This is a genomic window from Caulobacter vibrioides OR37, from assembly GCF_000372645.1.
GTDB lineage: Bacteria > Pseudomonadota > Alphaproteobacteria > Caulobacterales > Caulobacteraceae > Caulobacter > Caulobacter vibrioides_E.
The window spans coordinates 22,404-40,411 of the sequence record NZ_APMP01000010.1; the positions used below are offsets into that span (position 1 = coordinate 22,404).

The window sequence follows — 18,008 nt, forward strand, 5'->3', positions numbered from 1 at the left end:
ACACCAAGGTCGACGCCCACCGCAAGGCTTCGTGGGAAATCGCGGCTTCAGACGGCGAGGTTCGCCGGCATTTCCGCGCCGCGCAGGTCGGCGCCGTCCAGCCGGGCGCGCGACAGATCGGCCTCGATCAGCCGGACGCGCGGGGCGCTGGCGCCGCGCAGATCGGCGCCGCGAAGCACCGCGCGGGTCATGTCGGTGCGGATCACCCGGTCCTCGGCGATCTTCAGCGGACCCAGCTTGGCGCCCGACAGGTCGGCTCGGGTCAGCTGGGCTCCGACCAGGCGCGCGCCGCGCAGATCGGCGTTCTTCAGCTTGACCCCGCGCAGGTCGGCCCCCGACAGATTGGCGCCCTGCAGCTGCGCGCCCTCCAGGTCCATGCCGAAGAACACCGCCTTCGGCGCCGAGAGACCGCTGAGGCGACGCGCCTTCAGGCGCTTGAGCGGGCGGAAGTCGACATCCGCCAGGTCGCCGATCTTGCCCTCGCGGCCATTGGACTCGCAGAACAGCTCGTGCGCCTCCAGCACCTCGTGCAGGGGCTCGTCGTCGATATAGATGATCGGCGGCGGCGCGCGCAGCACCTGGGTCAGGTCGGCGTCGGTCAGGTCCGCGCCGCCGAGGTCGGCGCCGACCATCACCGCGCGGCGCAGCGAGACATTGGCCATCTCGGCGTTTTGCAGGCTGGCGCCCGAAAGGTTGGCGCCGTCCATTCGCGCGTTGGTCAGCCGCGCGCCTCGCAGCGAGACGTTCGAAAGGTCGGCGTCGGTGAAGTCGACCTGGCGCGCGAAGGCGCCCGACATCTGGGCCCCGGCCAGGGCCGCGCCCTCCAGCACGGCGTAGCCCAGCTCGCCCGGCCGGCTGGAATGCTCCAGGATGCGCAGGCCCTTGTCGTCGTCCCGAACGGCGGTGACGCCCTCGCGCAGGTCGCAGCCCGTCAGATCGGCGTCGCCGAGATTGGCGCCGCGCAGGCACGCGCCGCGCAGGTCGCCGCGCGACAGGTCGGCTCCGCGCAGGTCGGCGTCGCGCAGGTCCGCGCCGTAGAGAACCGCCCGCGCCAGCCGGGTTCCCCGCAGCGAGGCGCCGCCCAGCAGAGCGCCGGTCAGATCGGCCTCCGACAGGTCGACCCCGTCCAGCTCGTAGTTGTTGAGATTGACGTATTGCAGCACCGCGCGACGGCCGTTGGGCAGCCCCTTCAGATAGCGGGCGTGCGCCTCGACGGCCGCGCGGACGGCGGCGGCGTCAAGGGTCCGGATCAGGCTGGGCTTCGGGGATGCGGCGGCGGGCATCGGCGGTTCTGGGAACCCCTGGCGGCGGTGGGCGGATAAGCGGAAACAGCCCCCAAACTCCCACTTCAACTTTAAGCAATGGTTCAGAGCGCGACAGAAAGTCGCGGGCTCGCGGGAGCGGGAGGCGCGATGCGGGAATAGCGCCTCTTAATCTAGCCTATTGTTTTCGCATCGCTTTGGCGGAAAGTCGGCGTCCACTCTTCCGCGCGATGCGCTACAGCCAGCCCTTGCGCTTGAACCAAAGCAGCGGCGCGATAGCGGCGACCGCCATCAGGCAGATGGCCATCGGATAACCGTCCAACCACTTCAGCTCGGGCATGTGCTCGAAGTTCATCCCGTAGACCCCGGCGATCAGGGTCGGCGGCAGGAAGACGATCGAGAAGACCGAGAACACCTTGAAGATCGAGTTCTGCTCGATGTTGATCAGGCCCAGGGCGGCGTCGAGCAGGAAGGTGATGTTGCCGGCCATATAGCTGGAATGGTCGGTGATCGACTGGACGTCGCGCTGCAGCGATTTCAGGTGATCGCGCAGATCCTTCTCGCCATCGAACTGGTCGGCCAGGGTCGCGAAACTGAGCAGGCGGGCCAGGCTGACCAGGCTGTCGCGCGCCTTGGAATTGACGATCTGCGCCCGGCCAAGCTTGTTGAGGATCTCCTCGAAGGCCGCGCCGCGCGGGCGGCTGAAGATGGCGCGCGACTGGACCTCGACCTCGGCGGCGGTGCGCTCGAGGATGTCGGCGGTGCGGTCGACGACGGCGTCCAGCAGGCCCAGGAAAGTCTGCGATCCGTTGGGGCAAAGGCTGGGCTGGCGCTCGGCCTGGGCGGCGAACACGGCGAAGGCGCGGGGCTCGACATAGCGGATGGTGACCAGCTTGGCGCCGTACAGCACGAAGGTGACGGGAGCCGCGGTCGGCAGCTGGCCGTCGGCGTTGACCAGGATGGTGGCGGTCATGAACGTGCCGCCGTCCTCCTGATAGAGACGCGAGGAGGCCTCGATCTCGGCCATCTCCTCGCGGGTGGGCAGCAGCAAGCCCAGCGAGCGCTCGACGGCCACTTCCTCGGCGCGGGTAGGCTCGACCAGCTCGATCCAGACGGCGTCCTCGGGCAGGCGCCAATCGGGCGACAGGTCGGCGGTGTCGAAACCCGGCGCGCCGTGACGGAGAATTCTCAACATGAACGCGCCCCCGCTAACGCCGAGGGAATGCCCCGGCGCGCGCGGAAGGTCAACGCGCTCGCGGCTTAGCGCGGCGGGTTCTGCTTGTTGTTGTCGGAACCACCGCCGGTCGCGGCCTCGATCAGAGCGGCGATACGGTCGGTCGAGTCGGCGGCCTGGCTGATGATGTCCAGCGGCGAGGCGCGGACGGAGCTGGCGACCTGGTTGGCGGCCTGCTTGGCGGCCGAGACCACGGCGTTCTGGGCCATGGCGATCTTGCTGGTGGCCATGGCGATCTTGATCGCCTGGGCGTCGGGATAGATGAAGCCGTTGGTCGGATAGACCGTGGTGCCGAGGTCGCGGATCGGATCGTACCAGACCTTGACCTGCGTCCAGTCGCCGTTGGGCGAGACGTCGACGACGGTGACGTCCTTTTCGATCTGGCCGCGATCGCCCTCGATAATCGACCAGTTGGCGTGGGTGACCTGGATGACCCGATCGGTGAGCACCTGGCTCACGAACGCCACGTGGCCAAGGTTCATGCGGGCGGTGGGCTTGAACGACAGGACCGAGCCGATCTTCGGAACCGAGCCGGTGTCGTACTTGCCGGCGGCTTGCGACCACCAGGTGCGGGCGTCGCCGAAGATTTGGATGCCCGACATCAGACGCGCGAACGGTACACACTGCCAATAGCCGTCAGCGTTCGCGCCGGACATCGGCACGAGACTGATCATGGCGGCGGCGGCCAGGGAACCCAGAAGGGTCCTCGTCCGTTTCGTCATGCTGTGGGTACTCCCCCGCGTCACTGGGTGAAGCAATAACCCTGCCAGCGACTGGTGAAAAGAGTGTTTATGTCGCACCCACCGTCGCGAAACGGCGCTGTTTCCAGCGCTTGGCCCAGGATTTCATTTTCTCCCGGCACGGATTTTCCAAGACATGGAACGAGGCGGCCGAAAGTGGGATCAGCGACAGGACAATCAATGCCCAGATCACGAGCGGAAGCCTCTCGCTATCGATATTGATAAGCTTCGCCGTGGCATTGATCGCCAGGATCTTCCACGGGATGCAGATCATGTAGGTCGAATAGCTGATCTCTCCGAGATAGACGAATACTGACTGTCCAGCAAAGCTGAAACCGGTCGCGGCGAGGGTCGCGAGCATGAAAATAAGGCCGCCTAGCAGCATGATTATGACTCGATCCGGGGCCCCAAACTGCACGGCGGCGAGCACGGCGGCGCCTAGGAAAGCGGCGCCTGGGCCACTGAGTCGCCCCGGGAATCGCTCCGAACGCCACAGGGCATGCAGCGCGCAGCCATAGGCGAAGCAGGGCACGATGCGCAGGGCGCCCCACTGGATGGTCGCGGCGGTCAGCGGGAAGCCGGCGAGCGCCTCGAAGGCGGGATAGAGGCCGGCGATCAACGCCAGGGCGCCCAGCACCGCCGCCACGGGCCGCTCGCGCAGACGCCAGGCGGCGAAGGCGAAGACCGGGAAGGCCAGATAGGCGAACCACTCGGCCGAAATCGACCAGGAAGCATGGTTCCACCCGGCCGTCGGCGCGAAGCCCCAGGCGTGGACCAGCAGCAGATTGGCCGGCAGCGACGGCCAGGACAGAATGTTCGGATCGACCCTCAGCCCCGCGATCGTCGCGACGATCGCCATGGCGCCGATCCCGACCAGCGTGGCCAGATGCAACGGATAGACCCGCGCCAGCCGGTTCCACAGGAAGTCGCCATACTGGAACCGCCCCTCGCCGAAGCCGCGCAGATAGACGTGGCAGAGAATGAAGCCGGAGAGGATGAAGAAGGCCTCGACGCCCAGATAGCCCTTGGCCGCGATCGCCGGAACGAAACCGACGTCCAGCTTCGGCCAGTAGTGGTACAGCACCACCCAGAGGGCCGCGAAGAACCGGAAGGCCGTCAGGGGCTTGATATTGGCGGCGTCGGGCATGGCGGGCGCTCCCCAAGGATACGGTTTTCCTTCCCCCCAGGGGTGGAAAGACAGCGTTACGCGCCTATCTCGCTATATAACATGTACGCATACGCGAGACGGCGACCCAGCCGATGATCCTAGAGAGGACCCATGAACGAACTCCTTAGCCTCGTCGCCGACCCGGCCGCCTGGGCCGCCTTGGTGACCCTGGTGGTGATGGAAGTCGTCCTCGGGATCGACAATCTGGTCTTCATTTCGATCCTCTCGAACCGCCTGCCGGCCGAGCATCGCCAGAAGGTGCGGCGCATCGGCATCTCGCTGGCGCTGATCATGCGCCTGGCCCTGCTGTCGACCATCGCCTTCATCGTCGGCCTGACCGCTCCGGTCTTCGACCTCGGCATCGCCGGACCGCTGGGCGCCCACGGCGAGCCCAGCTTCGAGACCGCCTTCTCGTGGCGCGACCTGATCCTGATCGCCGGCGGCGTCTTCCTGATCTGGAAGGCGACCAAGGAGATCCACCACAATGTTGATCCCGCGCACGAGGACACGCCGACCGAACCCAGCAAGACCGGCGCGGTGATCTCCAACGTCGGCTCGGCGATCTTCCAGATCATCCTGCTGGACCTGGTGTTCTCGATCGACTCGATCCTGACCGCCGTCGGCATGACCGACCACCTGCCGATCATGATCGCCGCCGTGATCATCGCCGTGGTCGCCATGCTGCTGGCCAGCGACCCGCTGGCCGACTTCATCAACAAGAACCCGACCGTGGTCATGCTGGCCCTGGGCTTCCTGCTGATGATCGGCACGGTGCTGATCGCCGAGGGGTTCGGCGCCCACGTCCCCAAGGGCTACATCTACACCGCCATGGCCTTCTCGGCGGGCGTCGAGGGGCTCAACATGTTGGCCCGCAAGCGCAAGGGCGGCTAGAGCCCTTTCCGATCTGATTGATCCAATCAGATCGGATAAAAAGGGCTCGAAATCAAAAGTTTAGAGCATTTTTCGATCCGATAACCGTTTCACACTTATCGGAAAATGCTCTGGCCCGAGCCCGCCGAAAGCCGGGGCGCGCCCCAGCGACGACGCCGCAACATCCCCCCTACTTCCCGCCTTGGGGGCGTGGTAGTCGGCTCGCCCCGGCTGTCACGCGTCCAAGGCTCCGATGACCACCCAGACCTTCGCCCCCCAGGCCTTCTCCGACGCCGAGCGCCGCCTGACCCTGGCGGCGCTGATGATCGTGTTCCTGCTCAGCGCGCTGGACCAGACCATCGTCTCGACCGCCATGCCGCGGATCATCGCCGAGCTGAACGGTCTGAACCTCTATTCCTGGGTGACCACGGCCTATCTGCTGACCTCGACGGTGATGGTGCCGATCTGGGGCAAGCTGGGCGACATCTTCGGCCGCAAGCCGGTGCTGATCACCGGCATATCGATCTTCCTGGCCGGCTCGTGGCTGTCGGGCCTGTCGGGCGAGTTCGGCGATCTGCTCGGCATGCCGGGCATGGTGCAGCTGATCGTGTTCCGCGCCCTGCAAGGGATCGGCGGCGGCGCCCTGTTCACCACCGCCTTCGCGATCATCGCCGACCTCTATCCGCCGCGCGAGCGGGGTAAGTTCGCCGGCATCTTCGGCTCGGTGTTCGGCCTGGCCAGCGTGCTGGGGCCGATCATCGGCGGCTACTTCACCGACCACGGCACGGTCCGGTTCGGGGCCCACGCCATCGCCGGCTGGCGCTGGGTGTTCTACGTCAACCTGCCGCTCAGCCTGCTCTCGCTGTTCATGGTCATCGTCAAGATGCCGCCGCTGGAGCATCGCCGGGCCGGCAAGATCGACGTCTTGGGCGCGGCCCTGCTGATCGCGACCTTCGTGCCGCTGCTGCTGGGCCTGAGCCTGGCCGGCCACAGCTTCGCCTGGAGCTCGCCCCAGAGCCTTGGCCTGTTCGGCCTGGCGGCGGTGTCGCTGGTCGCCTTCGTGATCGCCGAGACCAAGGTTTCCAACCCGATCCTGCCGATGCACCTGTTCCGCAACAAGGTCTTCACCACCTCGAACCTGGCCGGCTTCCTGGTCTCCAGCGCCTTCATGGGCGTGGTGATGTTCCTGCCGCTGTTCCTGCAGCTGGGGCGAGGCGTGCCGGCCACCGTCAGCGGCATGACCATGCTGCCCCTGATGGCCGGACTGATCGTCGGCAGCACGATCGCCGGCCAGCTGGTCACCCGGACCGGCCGGTACAAGCCGTTCATGATCGGCGGCGTCGTTTTGCTGCTGGTCGGCGTGTTCCTGCTGCGCGACCTGTCGCGGATCCACCACCTGGGCCTGCTGTGCGGACTGTTGGCCTTGGTCGGACTGGGCCTGGGACCAGGCCAGAGCCTGTTCAACATCGCCACCCAGAACGCGGTGGACCCACGCGACATCGGCGTCGCCACCAGTTCCAACCAGTTCTTCCGCCAGATCGGCTCGACCGTCGGGGCCGCCCTGGCCGGGGCCCTGCTGACCGCCCGCCTGGCCAGCCTGCCCGGCGGCGGCCTGGACCTGGCCAAGCTGGAAGGCATGGCCATCACCGCCGCCGCCCATGGCCAGGCCGCGCACGCCGATCCGGCCCTGCGCGACGCCCTGGTCCACGCGGTCAGCGGCGTCATGCAGGCGGCGCTGGTCGTCGTCTTCCTGGCCCTGGCGACGATCCTCCTGATCCCCGCCCTGCCGCTGCGCTCACGTCAGCCTCAGCCCGCCGCGACCCTGGCCAAGGACGAGCCAACCAACTGACAGGCCCTCAAAGGAAGCTATACGGGTCCACGTCGATCACCACCCGCACCGAGTTCGGGACCTTGGCCCGCGCTCGCCAGGCGGCCAGGAAACCCTGCAGGTCGACATTGCGCTCGGCCCTGACCAGGAACCGCTTGCGGCGGCGGCCGCGCACCAGGGCCAGCGGCGCGTCGGCGGGGCCGAACACCTCGACCCCCTCGGCGTTGGGGATCACCGCCGCCAGGGCCTGGACATAGGCCTCCAGCGCCTCGCCATCCGGTCCCGAGGCGATCACCGCCGCCAGGCGTCCGAACGGCGGCAGGCCCGCGTCCTGACGCATGGCCATCTCGGCCTCGACGAAGGCGTCGCGATCCTGGGCGGCCAGGGCCCGCATCACCGCGTGCTCCGGCGCGTAGGTTTGCAGCAGCGCCCGGCCCGGCTTTTCGTGGCGTCCCGCCCGACCGGCGGCCTGGGCCAAGAGTTGGAAGGTCCGCTCGCCGGCCCGCAGATCGCCGCCGCGCAAGCTGAGGTCGGCGTCGACCACGCCCACCAGCGTCAGGTTCGGAAAGTTGTGGCCCTTGGCCGCCGCCTGGGTGGCGACCAGGATGTCGATCTCGCCCGCCGCCATGCTGGCGACCAGCGCCTTGGCCCCCTCGGCGTCCATCACCGTGTCGGACGAGAACACCGCCACCCGGGCGTCGGGGAAGATGTGCCGCGCCTCCTCCTCGACCCGCTCGACGCCCGGGCCGATCGAGACCAGCGAGTCCTTGGCCCCGCAATGCGGGCAGGCCTCGGGCTTCTTCATCGAAAAGCCGGTCAGGTGGCAGACCAGACGCCCGGTGTAGCGGTGCTCGACCAGCCAGCTGTCGGTGTCGGGCGACTTCATCTTCTCGCCGCAGGCCTTGCACAGCACCAGCGGCGCGTAGCCCCGCCGGTTCAGGAACAGCATGGCCTGCTCGCCCCTCTGGAGCGTCACGGCCATGGCCTTGATCAGCGGCGGCGACAGCCAGCGGCCGGGCTCCGGCGGCGTCTGGCGCATGTCGATCAGGTCTATGTCGGGCAGCTGGGCCGCGCCGTGGCGGGCCGACAGCCGCAGCCACCTGTAGCGTCCGGCCTGGGCGTTGAAGAGGCTTTCCAGCGACGGGGTGGCCGAGGCCAGGAGCACGCTGGCCCCCTCGATCTTGGCGCGGGCCACGGCCAGGTCGCGGGCCTGGTAGATGAAGCCCTCTTCCTGCTTGAACGAGCTATCGTGCTCCTCGTCGACCACGACCAGCCGCAGCTTGCGGAATGGCAGGAACAGGGCCGAGCGGGCCCCGACCACGATGCGGGCGTTGCCGCTGGCCACGCCCTCCCACACCTGGCGGCGGCGGGGCGGCGCGACGCCCGAGTGCCACTCGGCCGGCAGGGCGCCGAACCGCTGCTCGAAGCGGGCCAGCACCGCCTGGGTCAAGGCGATCTCGGGCAGCAGGACCAGGACCTGGGCGTCGGGGTCCTTCAAGGCGGCGGCGACGGTCTCCAGATAGACCTCGGTCTTGCCCGAGCCGGTGACCCCGTCCAGCAAGGCCGCCTGGAAGCCGCCGGCGTCCAGCATCCCGGTCAGCGTCTCGACACAGGCCGCCTGGCCCGGATTGAGCGCGCGCGGCGGCAGCGACAGGTCCGGCTGGGGCAGGCCGCGATCGGGCTCCACGAAGTCGACGGCCAGCACGCCCTCGTCGACCAGACCCTTGACCACGCCGGCCGAGACGCCGGCGGCCGAGGCCAGCGCCGCGCCGGACAGCTTCACGCCCTCGGCGGCGGCCAGCACCTTCAGCCGCGCCGGCGTCATGCGCGCGGGCTGGGCGCCGGTCAGGACCAGCACCTTGTCGGGCTTGGGCGGCGGATGGCGCAGGCCGCGCAGGGCCATGGCCAGCGGCCAGCCGGGCAGGTCGACCGAATAGCGCGCCGCCCATTCGACGAAGGTCAGCACGCCCGGCGGCAGCGGCGGGTCGTCGAGCCGGCCCTGGATCGCCTTCAGCGGTCGATTGCCGCCGGTTCCGTCGCGCAGCGCGGTCACCACGCCCCGGATGACCCGCGGCCCCAGCGGCACGGCCACATGGTCGCCGACGCTCAAGGCCAGCCCCTCCGGCTCGGCGTAGTCGAAGGCCTCCGGCAACGGCATGGGCAGCAGAACGGAGGCGATACGCGGCATGGCGACATGCTTTTGCCGCCAAACCGTCCCCAGGTCGAGATGGTCCGTGGTCAAGCTCATCAAGCCGGCGTTAACCGACTTGCCGCTTCATCGCCATGTTGAGTCTAGACGGTGGGGACGGCGATGAGCGACGCGACGCGAGCGACCAGGACGACGGTCGTGGATCCTGACAGCGTGCGCGATTTCCTGCGCACGGAACCGGAATTCCTGCGCCAGGACGAGACCTTGCTGGGCGAGCTGGGCCTGAAGATCGACGGCGGCAACGTCATCGACTTCGGTCCTGCGGCCCTGGCCCGCGCGGCCGCCGCGCACCGGCGCGAGGCCAGCGTCCGCCAGGCGATCGAGGACAACGCCCGCGCCAACTATTCGGCCCAGGCCCAGACCCACGCGGCGGTGATCGACCTGCTGGACGCCCGCAATCATTCCGACCTGGCGCGCCGCGTCGACGAGATGTCCCAGCTGCGCTTCGGCCTGGCCGCCGGGATGCTGGCGCTGGAAGGTCCGTCGCGGGTTCCGGCCGGCTGGGGCGTGCTGGCCCCGGGCCAGGTGGACATGACCCTCGGCGAGGCGCCGATCGCCCGCATGGGCTTCTTCGCCCCGGCCCTGCCGCTGTTCGGCGACAAGGCCGAGACGATCCGCAGCATGGCCCTGGTCCGCCTGGCGATCTGGGAGCCGCGCCGCGAGGCCCTGCTGGCCTTCGGCTCCAAGGACCCCGAAGGCTTCACCCCCGACATGGGCACCGAGCTGGTCAACTTCCTGGGCCGCGTGGTCGAGCGCACGGCCGAGCGCTGGCCCGTCCTGTGACGACGCCCGGCGTCGGGAGCGCGCGCCAGGCCCTGACCGCCTGGCTGGCCTATCTGACGCTGGAACGCCGGGCCTCGCCGCGCACCGTGCGCGCCTATGGCGACAATGTCCTGGCCTATCTGAACTTTCTGGAACGGCATCGCGGCGAAGCCCTGACCCTGGCGGCGATGAGCGAAATCACCGCCGCCGACCTGCGCGGCTACCTGGCCTTCCGCCGTCAGGGCGACGACGCCCTGGCGCCGCGCTCGATCAGCCAGGCGCTGTCGTCGATCCGGGCCTTCCATCGCTTTCTCGACCTGCGCCACGGCGTGGCCAACGCCGCCGTCGACCTGGTGCGAGGACCGCGCCTAAAGGTCGGCCTGCCGCGTCCCGTCTCGGAGGACCAGGCCCGCGACCTGATCACCGAGGCGGCCGAGGACACCGAGCGCGAGCCCTGGGAAACCGCGCGCGACGAGGCGGTGCTGACCCTGCTGTGGGGCTGCGGCCTGCGGATCAGCGAGGCCCTGTCGCTGATCCGGCGCGACGCGCCCCTGGCCGCCGCGCTGCGCATCACCGGCAAGGGCGGCAAGACCCGGATCGTGCCGGTGCTGGACGCCGTCAAGACCGCCATCGACGCCTATCTGGACGAGTTGCCCTTCGCGCTGGGGCCCGACGAGCCGCTGTTTCGCGCCAAGCGCGGCGGGCCGCTGTCGCCCCGCCATGTCCAGGGTCTGGTCCAGACCCTGCGCGGACGCCTGGGCCTGTCGGACCGGGTGACGCCGCACGCCTTCCGCCACGCCTTCGCCACCCATCTGCTGGGAGCGGGGGCGGATCTGCGGGCCATCCAGGACCTGCTGGGCCACGCCTCGCTGTCGACGACCCAGCGCTACACCCAGGTCGACGCGGCGGGCCTGCTGGCGGCCTATCAGGCGGCGCACCCGAAGGCTTGAGGCGCGCCTCCGCCTGGAATCGCCGAGCCCCAATCTCTCGCCGCCTCGCCGCGCCTTCCGCTAGGTCATCCGCGCCATAAGAGACAGACCGATCCAATAGGACCGAAATTGAGTTTCGACGAATACTATCGTTGAGACACAGAGGAAGCGAACACGACTTGAAATCGTGCGACATACGGTCGCGAACCGGTCCGACATAGAGTCGGTTAACTGGTCTTTCACGCCGAACATAGGTTTTTACCTCGGAAAGGCAGCGTTCAAAGCGCCCGCTTCGAGAGACTTTCATGACGTTCGATGATCTGAGGATTTCGACAAAGGTCGCGTTGCCCGCCGTGGTGCTGACGGTGGTCGCCCTGGCCATCGCCGGCGTCGGCGCCTGGCAGGAACGACGCGCCGAACAGGACACTAGAACGCTGGTGGAAAGCCGCGCCCCCACCGAGCTCGCGTCGGCGCGGCTCAATCGGCGCCTGCAGACGATCGGCTACGCCGCCTATCGCGTCGTGGCCTACAAGGGCCAATCCGCCCAAGCCCAGCACGCCAGCCAGGATCTGGATCAGGCTTACAAGGAAGCCCGAAAGCAGTTGGGTCTGATCGCCCAATACGATCCATCCGCCAAGGCGAAGGCCGAGGCGTTCGGCCATCGCGTCGACAAGATCTATGACAGCGCCCGAGGCGGGGCGGACATGGGTCTGCAGGACGCCGACGAACCGGCCATGGCGATCCTGGCGACCGTCGATCCCGAAATCGTCGCGCTGACCAAGGACATCAACGCCTTCACCACCAGCCACAACGAAGCCACCCAGGCGATGGCGAAGGCCGCCATCGCGCGCGCCCAGACCACGTCGTTCACGGCGCTGATAGCGGCCCTGATCGCCGCTGGCGGCGCCCTGGGCTTCGCGCTGTGGATCGGCAATCGCAAGATCGCCGCCCCGCTGCTGGCCACGTCAAAGACCATGGAAACCCTGGCCCAGGGCTCCATCGACGTCGAGGTCAAGGGCGGCGAGCGCAAGGACGAGGTCGGGACGATGGCCCGCTCGGTCCAGGTCTTCAAGGACAACGCCGTGGCCCTGCGCGCCGCCGAGGCCGCCCACGCCCGCGCCGCCGCCGAGACCGAGGCCGAGCGTCGTCGCAACCAGGAGCTCGCCGAAGCCGCCACTCGCGAGCAGGCCATGGTCATGGAAGCCATCGCGGCTGGCCTGAGCCGCTTGGCGGAGGGCGACCTGACCTACCGCGTCGACCAGACCTTCCCCGAGGCCTACAAGCGCCTGCAGACCGACTTCAACGGCGCCATCGGCCAGATGGAAGAGGCGATGAAGACCATCGTCCACGCCGCCAACAGCATCGGCGCAGGCTCCGACGAGATCACCACGGCGGCCGACGACCTGTCGCGTCGCAGCGAGCAGCAGGCCGCCAGCCTGGAGGAAACCGCCGCCGCGCTGGACGAGATCACCGCCACGGTCAAGCGCTCGTCGGCCGGGGCCAACGAGGCCAGCTCGGTGGTGGGCTCGACCCGCGCGGACGCCCAGCGCTCCAGCCTGGTGGTCCGCGACGCGATCGAGGCGATGAACCAGATCGAGAAGTCCTCGCAGTCGATCAGCCAGATCATCGGGGTGATCGACGAGATCGCCTTCCAGACCAACCTGCTGGCCCTGAACGCCGGCGTCGAGGCCGCCCGCGCCGGCGAGGCCGGCCGCGGGTTCGCGGTCGTGGCCCAGGAGGTCCGCGCCCTGGCCCAGCGCTCGGCCGAGGCCGCCAAGGAGATCAAGACACTGATCTCGACCTCCAGCCAGCAGGTCGGTCAGGGCGTCGCCATGGTCGGCCAGACCGGCGAGGCGCTGCGGGTCATCGTCGAGAAGGTCGGCGAAATCGACGGCCTGGTCTCGGAAATCGCCGCCTCCAGCCAGGAACAGTCCACCGGGCTCAACCAGGTCAACGCGGCCGTCAACCAGATGGACCAGACCGTTCAGCAGAACGCGGCCATGGTCGAGCAGTCCACCGCCGCCTCGCACGCCCTCCGCGGCGAGGTGGAAAACCTGATGCGGATGATCGGCCGCTTCCGCGTGGCGGGCGTCGTCAACGGGTCGTCCACGGCCAGCCGCGCCGCCAGCCCTCGCGCCGCGTCGCCGGCGCCCGTCCGCAAGCCGGCTCCGGCTCCGATCGCGCCCAAGGCGCAGACTTCGATCGCGCCCAAGGCGCCGGCCCTGGCCAGCGCGGCCAGCCGTCCCGGCGCCAACCCGGTCGCCGCCGTCCAGGCCAAGCTCGCCCAGGCCGTCGGCGCCGCCCCGCCCGTCAGCGACGACTGGGAGGAATTCTAAAGGTTCAGTGCGCGTAACCGCGCCCCGCCAGCGGCGGGGCATTCTCCCCCCGAAACACCTTGGCCTCGCCTTCCTGGGCGGGGCCTTTTTCGTGATCGACGGTCGCCCGGAGGATGCGTCTTAGCGCTCGACTTTCCTCGGAAGCGTCGCGATTGGCGTGGCGACCGGACACCCATCGACCATGCGCGCCACCGCCCACTCCCCATGCGCCGGCGGCAGGTCGCCCAGCCGCTTGGCCCTGCCTTCGGAGCTGGCCAGCGGTTTGACCGTCGGCGCGCGCTCGGGCGCCGCATCTTGAGCCTGCTGAACACCGTACTGGCCGCACCGCGCCAGATGGTCCAGTCGCGTTATCAAGGCTTTGTATTCCTTCGCGCCGACCACAGTGGTCGCGGGGGGATCGGCGGGGCGCTTGTGATGAGGCGCCGCCAAAGGCTGAGACTCCAGGGCGGCGGCGAGAGCTAGGGCGGACAAAAGCATGGCGGGGCTCCGTGTGGGAACCCCGCCACTCTACGCCCGATTGTCGGACGCGATCATCACATATTGCGAAACGTCGTTACGCGGGATCAGGCCTGCATCGTCCAGCCTTCGACGCCCATGGCCGCCTGGCGCAGGGCTTCCGAGCGGGTCGGGTGCGGGTGGCAGGTGCGGGCCACGTCTTCCGAGGCGCCGCCGAACTCCATGGCCACGCAGTACTCGGCGATCATGTCGCCGACGTTCGGACCGACCATGTGAACGCCCAGGATGCGGTCGGTCTTGGCGTCGGCCAGCACCTTCACGAAGCCGTCGCCCTCATGGTTGATCTTGGCGCGGCTGTTGGCCAGGAACGGGAACTTGCCGACCTTGTAGGCGACGCCCGCGGCCTTCAGGTCGTCCTCGGTCTTGCCGACCGTGGCGACTTCGGGGCTGGTGTAAACGACGCCCGGAATGATGTCGTAGTTCACGTGGCCGGCCTTGCCCGCGATCAGCTCGATGCAGGCCACGGCCTCGTCCTCGGCCTTGTGGGCCAGCATCGGCCCCGAGGTCACGTCGCCGATGACCCAGACGCCGTCGACGCCGGTCTTGTAATGATCGTTGGCGATCATGCCGCGCTTGTCCGGCGTGATGCCGACCGTTTCCAGGCCCAGGCCTTGGGTGTACGGACGACGGCCGATGGCGACCAGCACGTAGTCGGCCTCGATGGTCGAGGCTTCGCCGCCGGCGACCGGCTCGTGCGTCAGCTTCACGCCCTTGGCCGAGGCCGTCGCGCCCGTGACCTTGGCGCCCAGCGAGAACTTGAAGCCCTGCTTGGTCAGGATCTTCTGGAAGGCGTTGGCCACCTCGGTGTCGGTGCCCGGCAGGATGCGGTCCAGGAACTCGACCACGGTGACCTCGGCGCCGAGGCGCTTCCAGACCGAGCCCAGTTCCAGGCCGATCACGCCGGCGCCGACGACCACCAGGTGCTTGGGCACTTCCGGCAGCGACAGGGCGCCGGTGGAGTCGACGATGCGCTTGTTGTCGATTGTCACGCCCGGCAGCGGGGTCGGCTCCGAGCCGGTGGCGATCACGATGTTCTTGGTTTCCAGAACGGTTTCCGCGCCGTCCTCGGCCTTGACCACGACCTTGCCGACGCCGTCGATGCGGCCCCAGCCCTTCACGTAGTCGACCTTGTTCTTCTTCATCAGGAACTCGACGCCCTTGGTCAGGGCTTCGACGCTCTCGGCCTTCTGAGCCATCATTTGCGCGAGGTTCAGCTTCGGCTTGACCTCGATGCCCAGCTTGGCGAATTCCGGCCCCGTCGCGGCGGCGTAAAGCTCCGAGGCGTGCAGCAGAGCCTTCGACGGCATGCAGCCGACGTTCAGGCAGGTGCCGCCCAGCTTGCCACGACCTTCGACGATCGCGGTCTTCAGGCCCAGCTGGCCGGCGCGGATCGCCGCGTTGTAGCCGCCGGGACCACCGCCGATGATGACGACGTCGTACTGAGCCATGGGTCTTTCGCCTTCAGGACGCGCCGGAAGCGGCGCCGGACAGAATATGGGGCCTCGCCGGCCATATTGTCAGACCTCTGGAGGCGCGTGTTCCTTAGAGGCAAGTGACGCAAAACGGAACCCGCTTTCGGCGCCCGCGCCCTTGAAAATCAAGGGAAATGCGCTGTCCATAGCGGCATCCCTTTCCTGCTGGCGGCGCCGATGCGTCACGGGGCTGACATCCCGCCGCGTCGGAAATGTCATCGGACGATGGCGTCCTGGGGGCATGACCGCCCGCGACCGACTCGCCGCCGCCCTCGCGATCCTGGCCCTGATCCCGCCAGCGGCCGACGCCGCGTCCGCGCCGGCCTCGCGCCACCAGATTCCGGTGGCCAGCGACAAGGCCGGCGACACCCTGGCGGTGTTCTATTCGGGCGACGGCGGCTGGGCGGCCCTGGACCAGGGCGTGTCCCGATACCTGGCCGACAACGGCGTGCCGACGCTGGGCGTCAATTCGCTGAGCTATTTCAGCACCCGGCGCTCGGCCGACGGCGCGGCCCAGGATCTGGCCGAGGCCTTGCGCGACTATGGCGACCGCTGGAACCGTCCGAACGTGGTGCTGATCGGCTATTCGTTCGGCGCCGGCGCCCTGCCCGCCATCGTGCCGCGCCTGCCCGCCGACGCGCGAAGCCGGGTCAGTCGGGTGATCCTGATCGGAACCGGCTCGCACGGCGCGCTGCGGTTCCATCCGACCAGCTGGCTCAACATCCCGACGCCCGACACTTTCCGGGTCCGCCCGGCGCTCGAAGCGCTGACGGGCGTGAAGATCACCTGCGTCTACGGCGATCGCGAACGGGCCGACATCTGCGCCAGCCTGCCCGACGCCCGCATCGCCAAGATCCGCCTGAAGGGCGACCACCACTTCAACCGCGACTACGCGACCTTGGGCGAGGCCGTGCTGAGGGCCAGCCGTTAGGTTGGATGCGCCGAAACGCGCGAGTTCCGCGCACGCCTATAGCGGCGCCGCCAGGCCGTGGCGCGCCGCCAGCCAGCGGGTGATCGGGCGAGCATCGGTCAGGAAGGAAAGGCCGTTGGCCGACTGGATCTCGCCATGCGGACCCGCGTCCGGCCCGGCCGCCGCCAGGATCAGGGTCGGGGCGTTCTGATGGTCCTCGCCCAGGCGCGCGACCAGGGCCGCGCGCGGGCGGCCGTAGTCGACATAAACGATGTCCACCGCCTCGCGCAGCGCGGGATAGGTCGCGAGATACCCCTCCATCATCGCGCAGTCGGGACAGAAGCGCTCGGCGCCGTCCTTCTCGAAATGCGGCTGCAGCAGATAGAGCGTGTCCTTGGCCATTGCGCGGGATCCCAGAAATGCGAACGGCCCCGACGTAGAACGCCGGGGCCGCGAATGCAAAGAAGCCCGCCGGTCGGGCGGGCTTCTCGGGGTCTTCCTAGAGTTCCAGCAGCAGGCGCTGCGGGTCTTCGATGGCTTCCTTGACCTTGACCAGGAAGGTCACGGCGCCCTGGCCGTCGACGACGCGGTGATCGTAGGACAGAGCCAGGTACATCATCGGGCGGATCTCGATCTTGCCGTTGATGACCATCGGACGTTCCTTGATGGCGTGCATCCCCAGAATGCCCGACTGCGGCGCGTTCAGGATCGGGGTCGACATCAGCGAGCCGTAGATGCCGCCGTTGGTGATCGTGAAGGTGCCGCCCTGCATGTCCTCGATGCCCAGCTGGCCGTTGCGGGCGCGCTTGCCGAGGTCGCCGATGGTCTTTTCGATCTGGGCCAGGTTCAGCGCGTCGGCGTCACGGACGACCGGAACCACCAGGCCCTTGTCGGTGCCGACGGCGACGCCGATGTCATAGTGGTTCTTGTAGATCAGGTCCTGACCGTCGATCTCGGCGTTGACGTCCGGGATCGCCTTCAGCGCGGCCACGACGGCCTTGGTGAAGAACGACATGAAGCCCAGCTTCACGCCGTGCTGCTTTTCGAAGATGTCCTTGTACTGAGCGCGCAGGGCCATCACGGCGCTCATATCGACCTCGTTGAAGGTCGTCAGCATGGCGGCGGTGTTCTGGGCTTCCTTCAGGCGGCGGGCGATCGTCTGACGCAGGCGCGTCATCTTCACGCGCTCCTCGCGCTCGTGCAGGGCGCGCGGCGCCGAAGGCGCGGCGGCCGGGGCCGGCGCCGAGGCGCGGGCTTCCAAGGCGGCAAGAGCGTCGCCCTTGGTCACGCGGCCGTCCTTGCCGGTGCCGGCGACCTTCGAGAGGTCGAGGCCGGTCTCGGCGGCGATGCGGGCCGGGGCCGGGCTGACCGGCGCGGCGGCGGGAGCGGCGGCGACGGGGGCCGGAGCGGCGGCCGGCGCCGGAGCCGGCTTCGGCGCTTCAGCCTTGGGGGCCGGAGCGGCGGGAGCGGCGGCGGCGGTCGCGCCTTCGCTCACCACGCCCAGGACCGTGCCCGGAACGACCGTCGCGCCTTCGGCCGCGCCGATGGCCGACAGCACGCCGTCCGCCGGCGAGGCGACTTCCAGCGAAACCTTGTCGGTTTCCAGCTCGACGAGGATCTCGTCCTTCTTCACGGCCTCCCCGACCTTCTTGGTCCAGCGGGCGACCGTCGCTTCCGTGACGGATTCGCCGAGGGCGGGGGTATTGATGTCGGCCATGGGGCTTTCCGAGTTCTCTTGTTTCGTCCGGCGGGTTTCTTAGGGGCGAGGCGCG

At 68.7% G+C, this 18,008-nt stretch carries 15 protein-coding genes; 6 read left to right on the forward strand and 9 right to left on the reverse strand.

The annotated features are described in order from the left end of the window. Positions 1-47: 47 nt before the first annotated feature. The 4 genes from OR37_RS10060 to OR37_RS10075 form a co-directional block, all read right to left on the reverse strand. Positions 48-1,283, reverse strand: coding sequence for a pentapeptide repeat-containing protein (locus OR37_RS10060; RefSeq protein ID WP_004619192.1), 1,236 nt, complete (start codon positions 1,281-1,283; stop codon positions 48-50). Between the two features lie 214 nt (positions 1,284-1,497). Then, the gene (locus tag OR37_RS10065) at positions 1,498-2,457 is read right to left on the reverse strand and encodes a magnesium transporter CorA family protein (protein WP_004619194.1); all 960 of its coding nucleotides are present in this window, start codon (positions 2,455-2,457) and stop codon (positions 1,498-1,500) included. A 65-nt stretch (positions 2,458-2,522) separates the two neighbouring features. After that, positions 2,523-3,218 carry a CHAP domain-containing protein gene (locus tag OR37_RS10070; RefSeq protein WP_004619196.1) on the reverse strand — a complete coding sequence of 232 codons (696 nt, stop codon included), beginning with the start codon at positions 3,216-3,218 and terminating at the stop codon, positions 2,523-2,525. 67 nt (positions 3,219-3,285) lie between these two features. Further along, the gene (locus tag OR37_RS10075) at positions 3,286-4,383 is read right to left on the reverse strand and encodes an acyltransferase family protein (protein ID WP_004619197.1); all 1,098 of its coding nucleotides are present in this window, start codon (positions 4,381-4,383) and stop codon (positions 3,286-3,288) included. Between the two features lie 132 nt (positions 4,384-4,515). On the opposite strand from OR37_RS10075, the gene OR37_RS10080 reads away from it, so the two are divergent. Together OR37_RS10080 and OR37_RS10085 are read left to right on the forward strand one after the other, a co-directional pair. Next, positions 4,516-5,295 (forward strand): TerC family protein, encoded by a 780-nt coding sequence (locus OR37_RS10080; RefSeq protein ID WP_004619199.1) that lies wholly within the window; start codon positions 4,516-4,518, stop codon positions 5,293-5,295. Positions 5,296-5,527: 232 nt separating this feature from the next. After that, the gene (locus OR37_RS10085; protein ID WP_004619201.1) at positions 5,528-7,123 is read left to right on the forward strand and encodes an MDR family MFS transporter; all 1,596 of its coding nucleotides are present in this window, start codon (positions 5,528-5,530) and stop codon (positions 7,121-7,123) included. Between the two features lie 7 nt (positions 7,124-7,130). Here the strand turns inward: OR37_RS10085 and OR37_RS10090 are convergent, their stop codons facing one another. After that, positions 7,131-9,290, reverse strand: coding sequence for a primosomal protein N' (locus OR37_RS10090; protein WP_035017219.1), 2,160 nt, complete (start codon positions 9,288-9,290; stop codon positions 7,131-7,133). 123 nt (positions 9,291-9,413) lie between these two features. On the opposite strand from OR37_RS10090, the gene OR37_RS10095 reads away from it, so the two are divergent. The 3 genes from OR37_RS10095 to OR37_RS10105 all read left to right on the forward strand — a co-directional run bounded on the left by OR37_RS10095 (position 9,414) and on the right by OR37_RS10105 (position 13,338). Continuing rightward, on the forward strand, positions 9,414-10,094 hold the full coding sequence (locus OR37_RS10095) for a DUF484 family protein (RefSeq protein WP_004619205.1): 681 nt from the start codon (positions 9,414-9,416) through the stop codon (positions 10,092-10,094). Further along, positions 10,091-11,023, forward strand: a complete 933-nt coding sequence (locus OR37_RS10100; protein ID WP_004619207.1) for a tyrosine recombinase XerC — start codon at positions 10,091-10,093, stop codon at positions 11,021-11,023. The genes OR37_RS10095 and OR37_RS10100 overlap by 4 nt, the downstream gene beginning before the upstream one ends. A 284-nt stretch (positions 11,024-11,307) precedes the next feature. After that, a complete protein-coding gene (locus tag OR37_RS10105) occupies positions 11,308-13,338 on the forward strand; it encodes a methyl-accepting chemotaxis protein (RefSeq protein ID WP_004619209.1) in 2,031 nt (676 codons plus the stop codon). Between the two features lie 120 nt (positions 13,339-13,458). Here the strand turns inward: OR37_RS10105 and OR37_RS10110 are convergent, their stop codons facing one another. After that, the gene (locus OR37_RS10110; RefSeq protein ID WP_004619211.1) at positions 13,459-13,815 is read right to left on the reverse strand and encodes a hypothetical protein; all 357 of its coding nucleotides are present in this window, start codon (positions 13,813-13,815) and stop codon (positions 13,459-13,461) included. Between the two features lie 86 nt (positions 13,816-13,901). Continuing rightward, a complete protein-coding gene (gene lpdA, locus OR37_RS10115) occupies positions 13,902-15,302 on the reverse strand; it encodes a dihydrolipoyl dehydrogenase (RefSeq protein ID WP_004619213.1) in 1,401 nt (466 codons plus the stop codon). A gap of 265 nt (positions 15,303-15,567) precedes the next feature. On the opposite strand from lpdA, the gene OR37_RS10120 reads away from it, so the two are divergent. Next, positions 15,568-16,257, forward strand: coding sequence for an AcvB/VirJ family lysyl-phosphatidylglycerol hydrolase (locus OR37_RS10120; protein ID WP_004619215.1), 690 nt, complete (start codon positions 15,568-15,570; stop codon positions 16,255-16,257). 36 nt (positions 16,258-16,293) lie between these two features. Here OR37_RS10120 and OR37_RS10125 read toward each other — a convergent pair whose 3' ends face one another. Continuing rightward, positions 16,294-16,638 (reverse strand): DUF3088 family protein, encoded by a 345-nt coding sequence (locus tag OR37_RS10125; RefSeq protein ID WP_004619217.1) that lies wholly within the window; start codon positions 16,636-16,638, stop codon positions 16,294-16,296. Between the two features lie 97 nt (positions 16,639-16,735). Beyond that, positions 16,736-17,953: a 2-oxoglutarate dehydrogenase complex dihydrolipoyllysine-residue succinyltransferase gene (gene odhB, locus OR37_RS10130; protein ID WP_004619219.1), complete on the reverse strand. Its 1,218-nt coding sequence runs from the start codon at positions 17,951-17,953 to the stop codon at positions 16,736-16,738. Positions 17,954-18,008 lie beyond the last annotated feature (55 nt).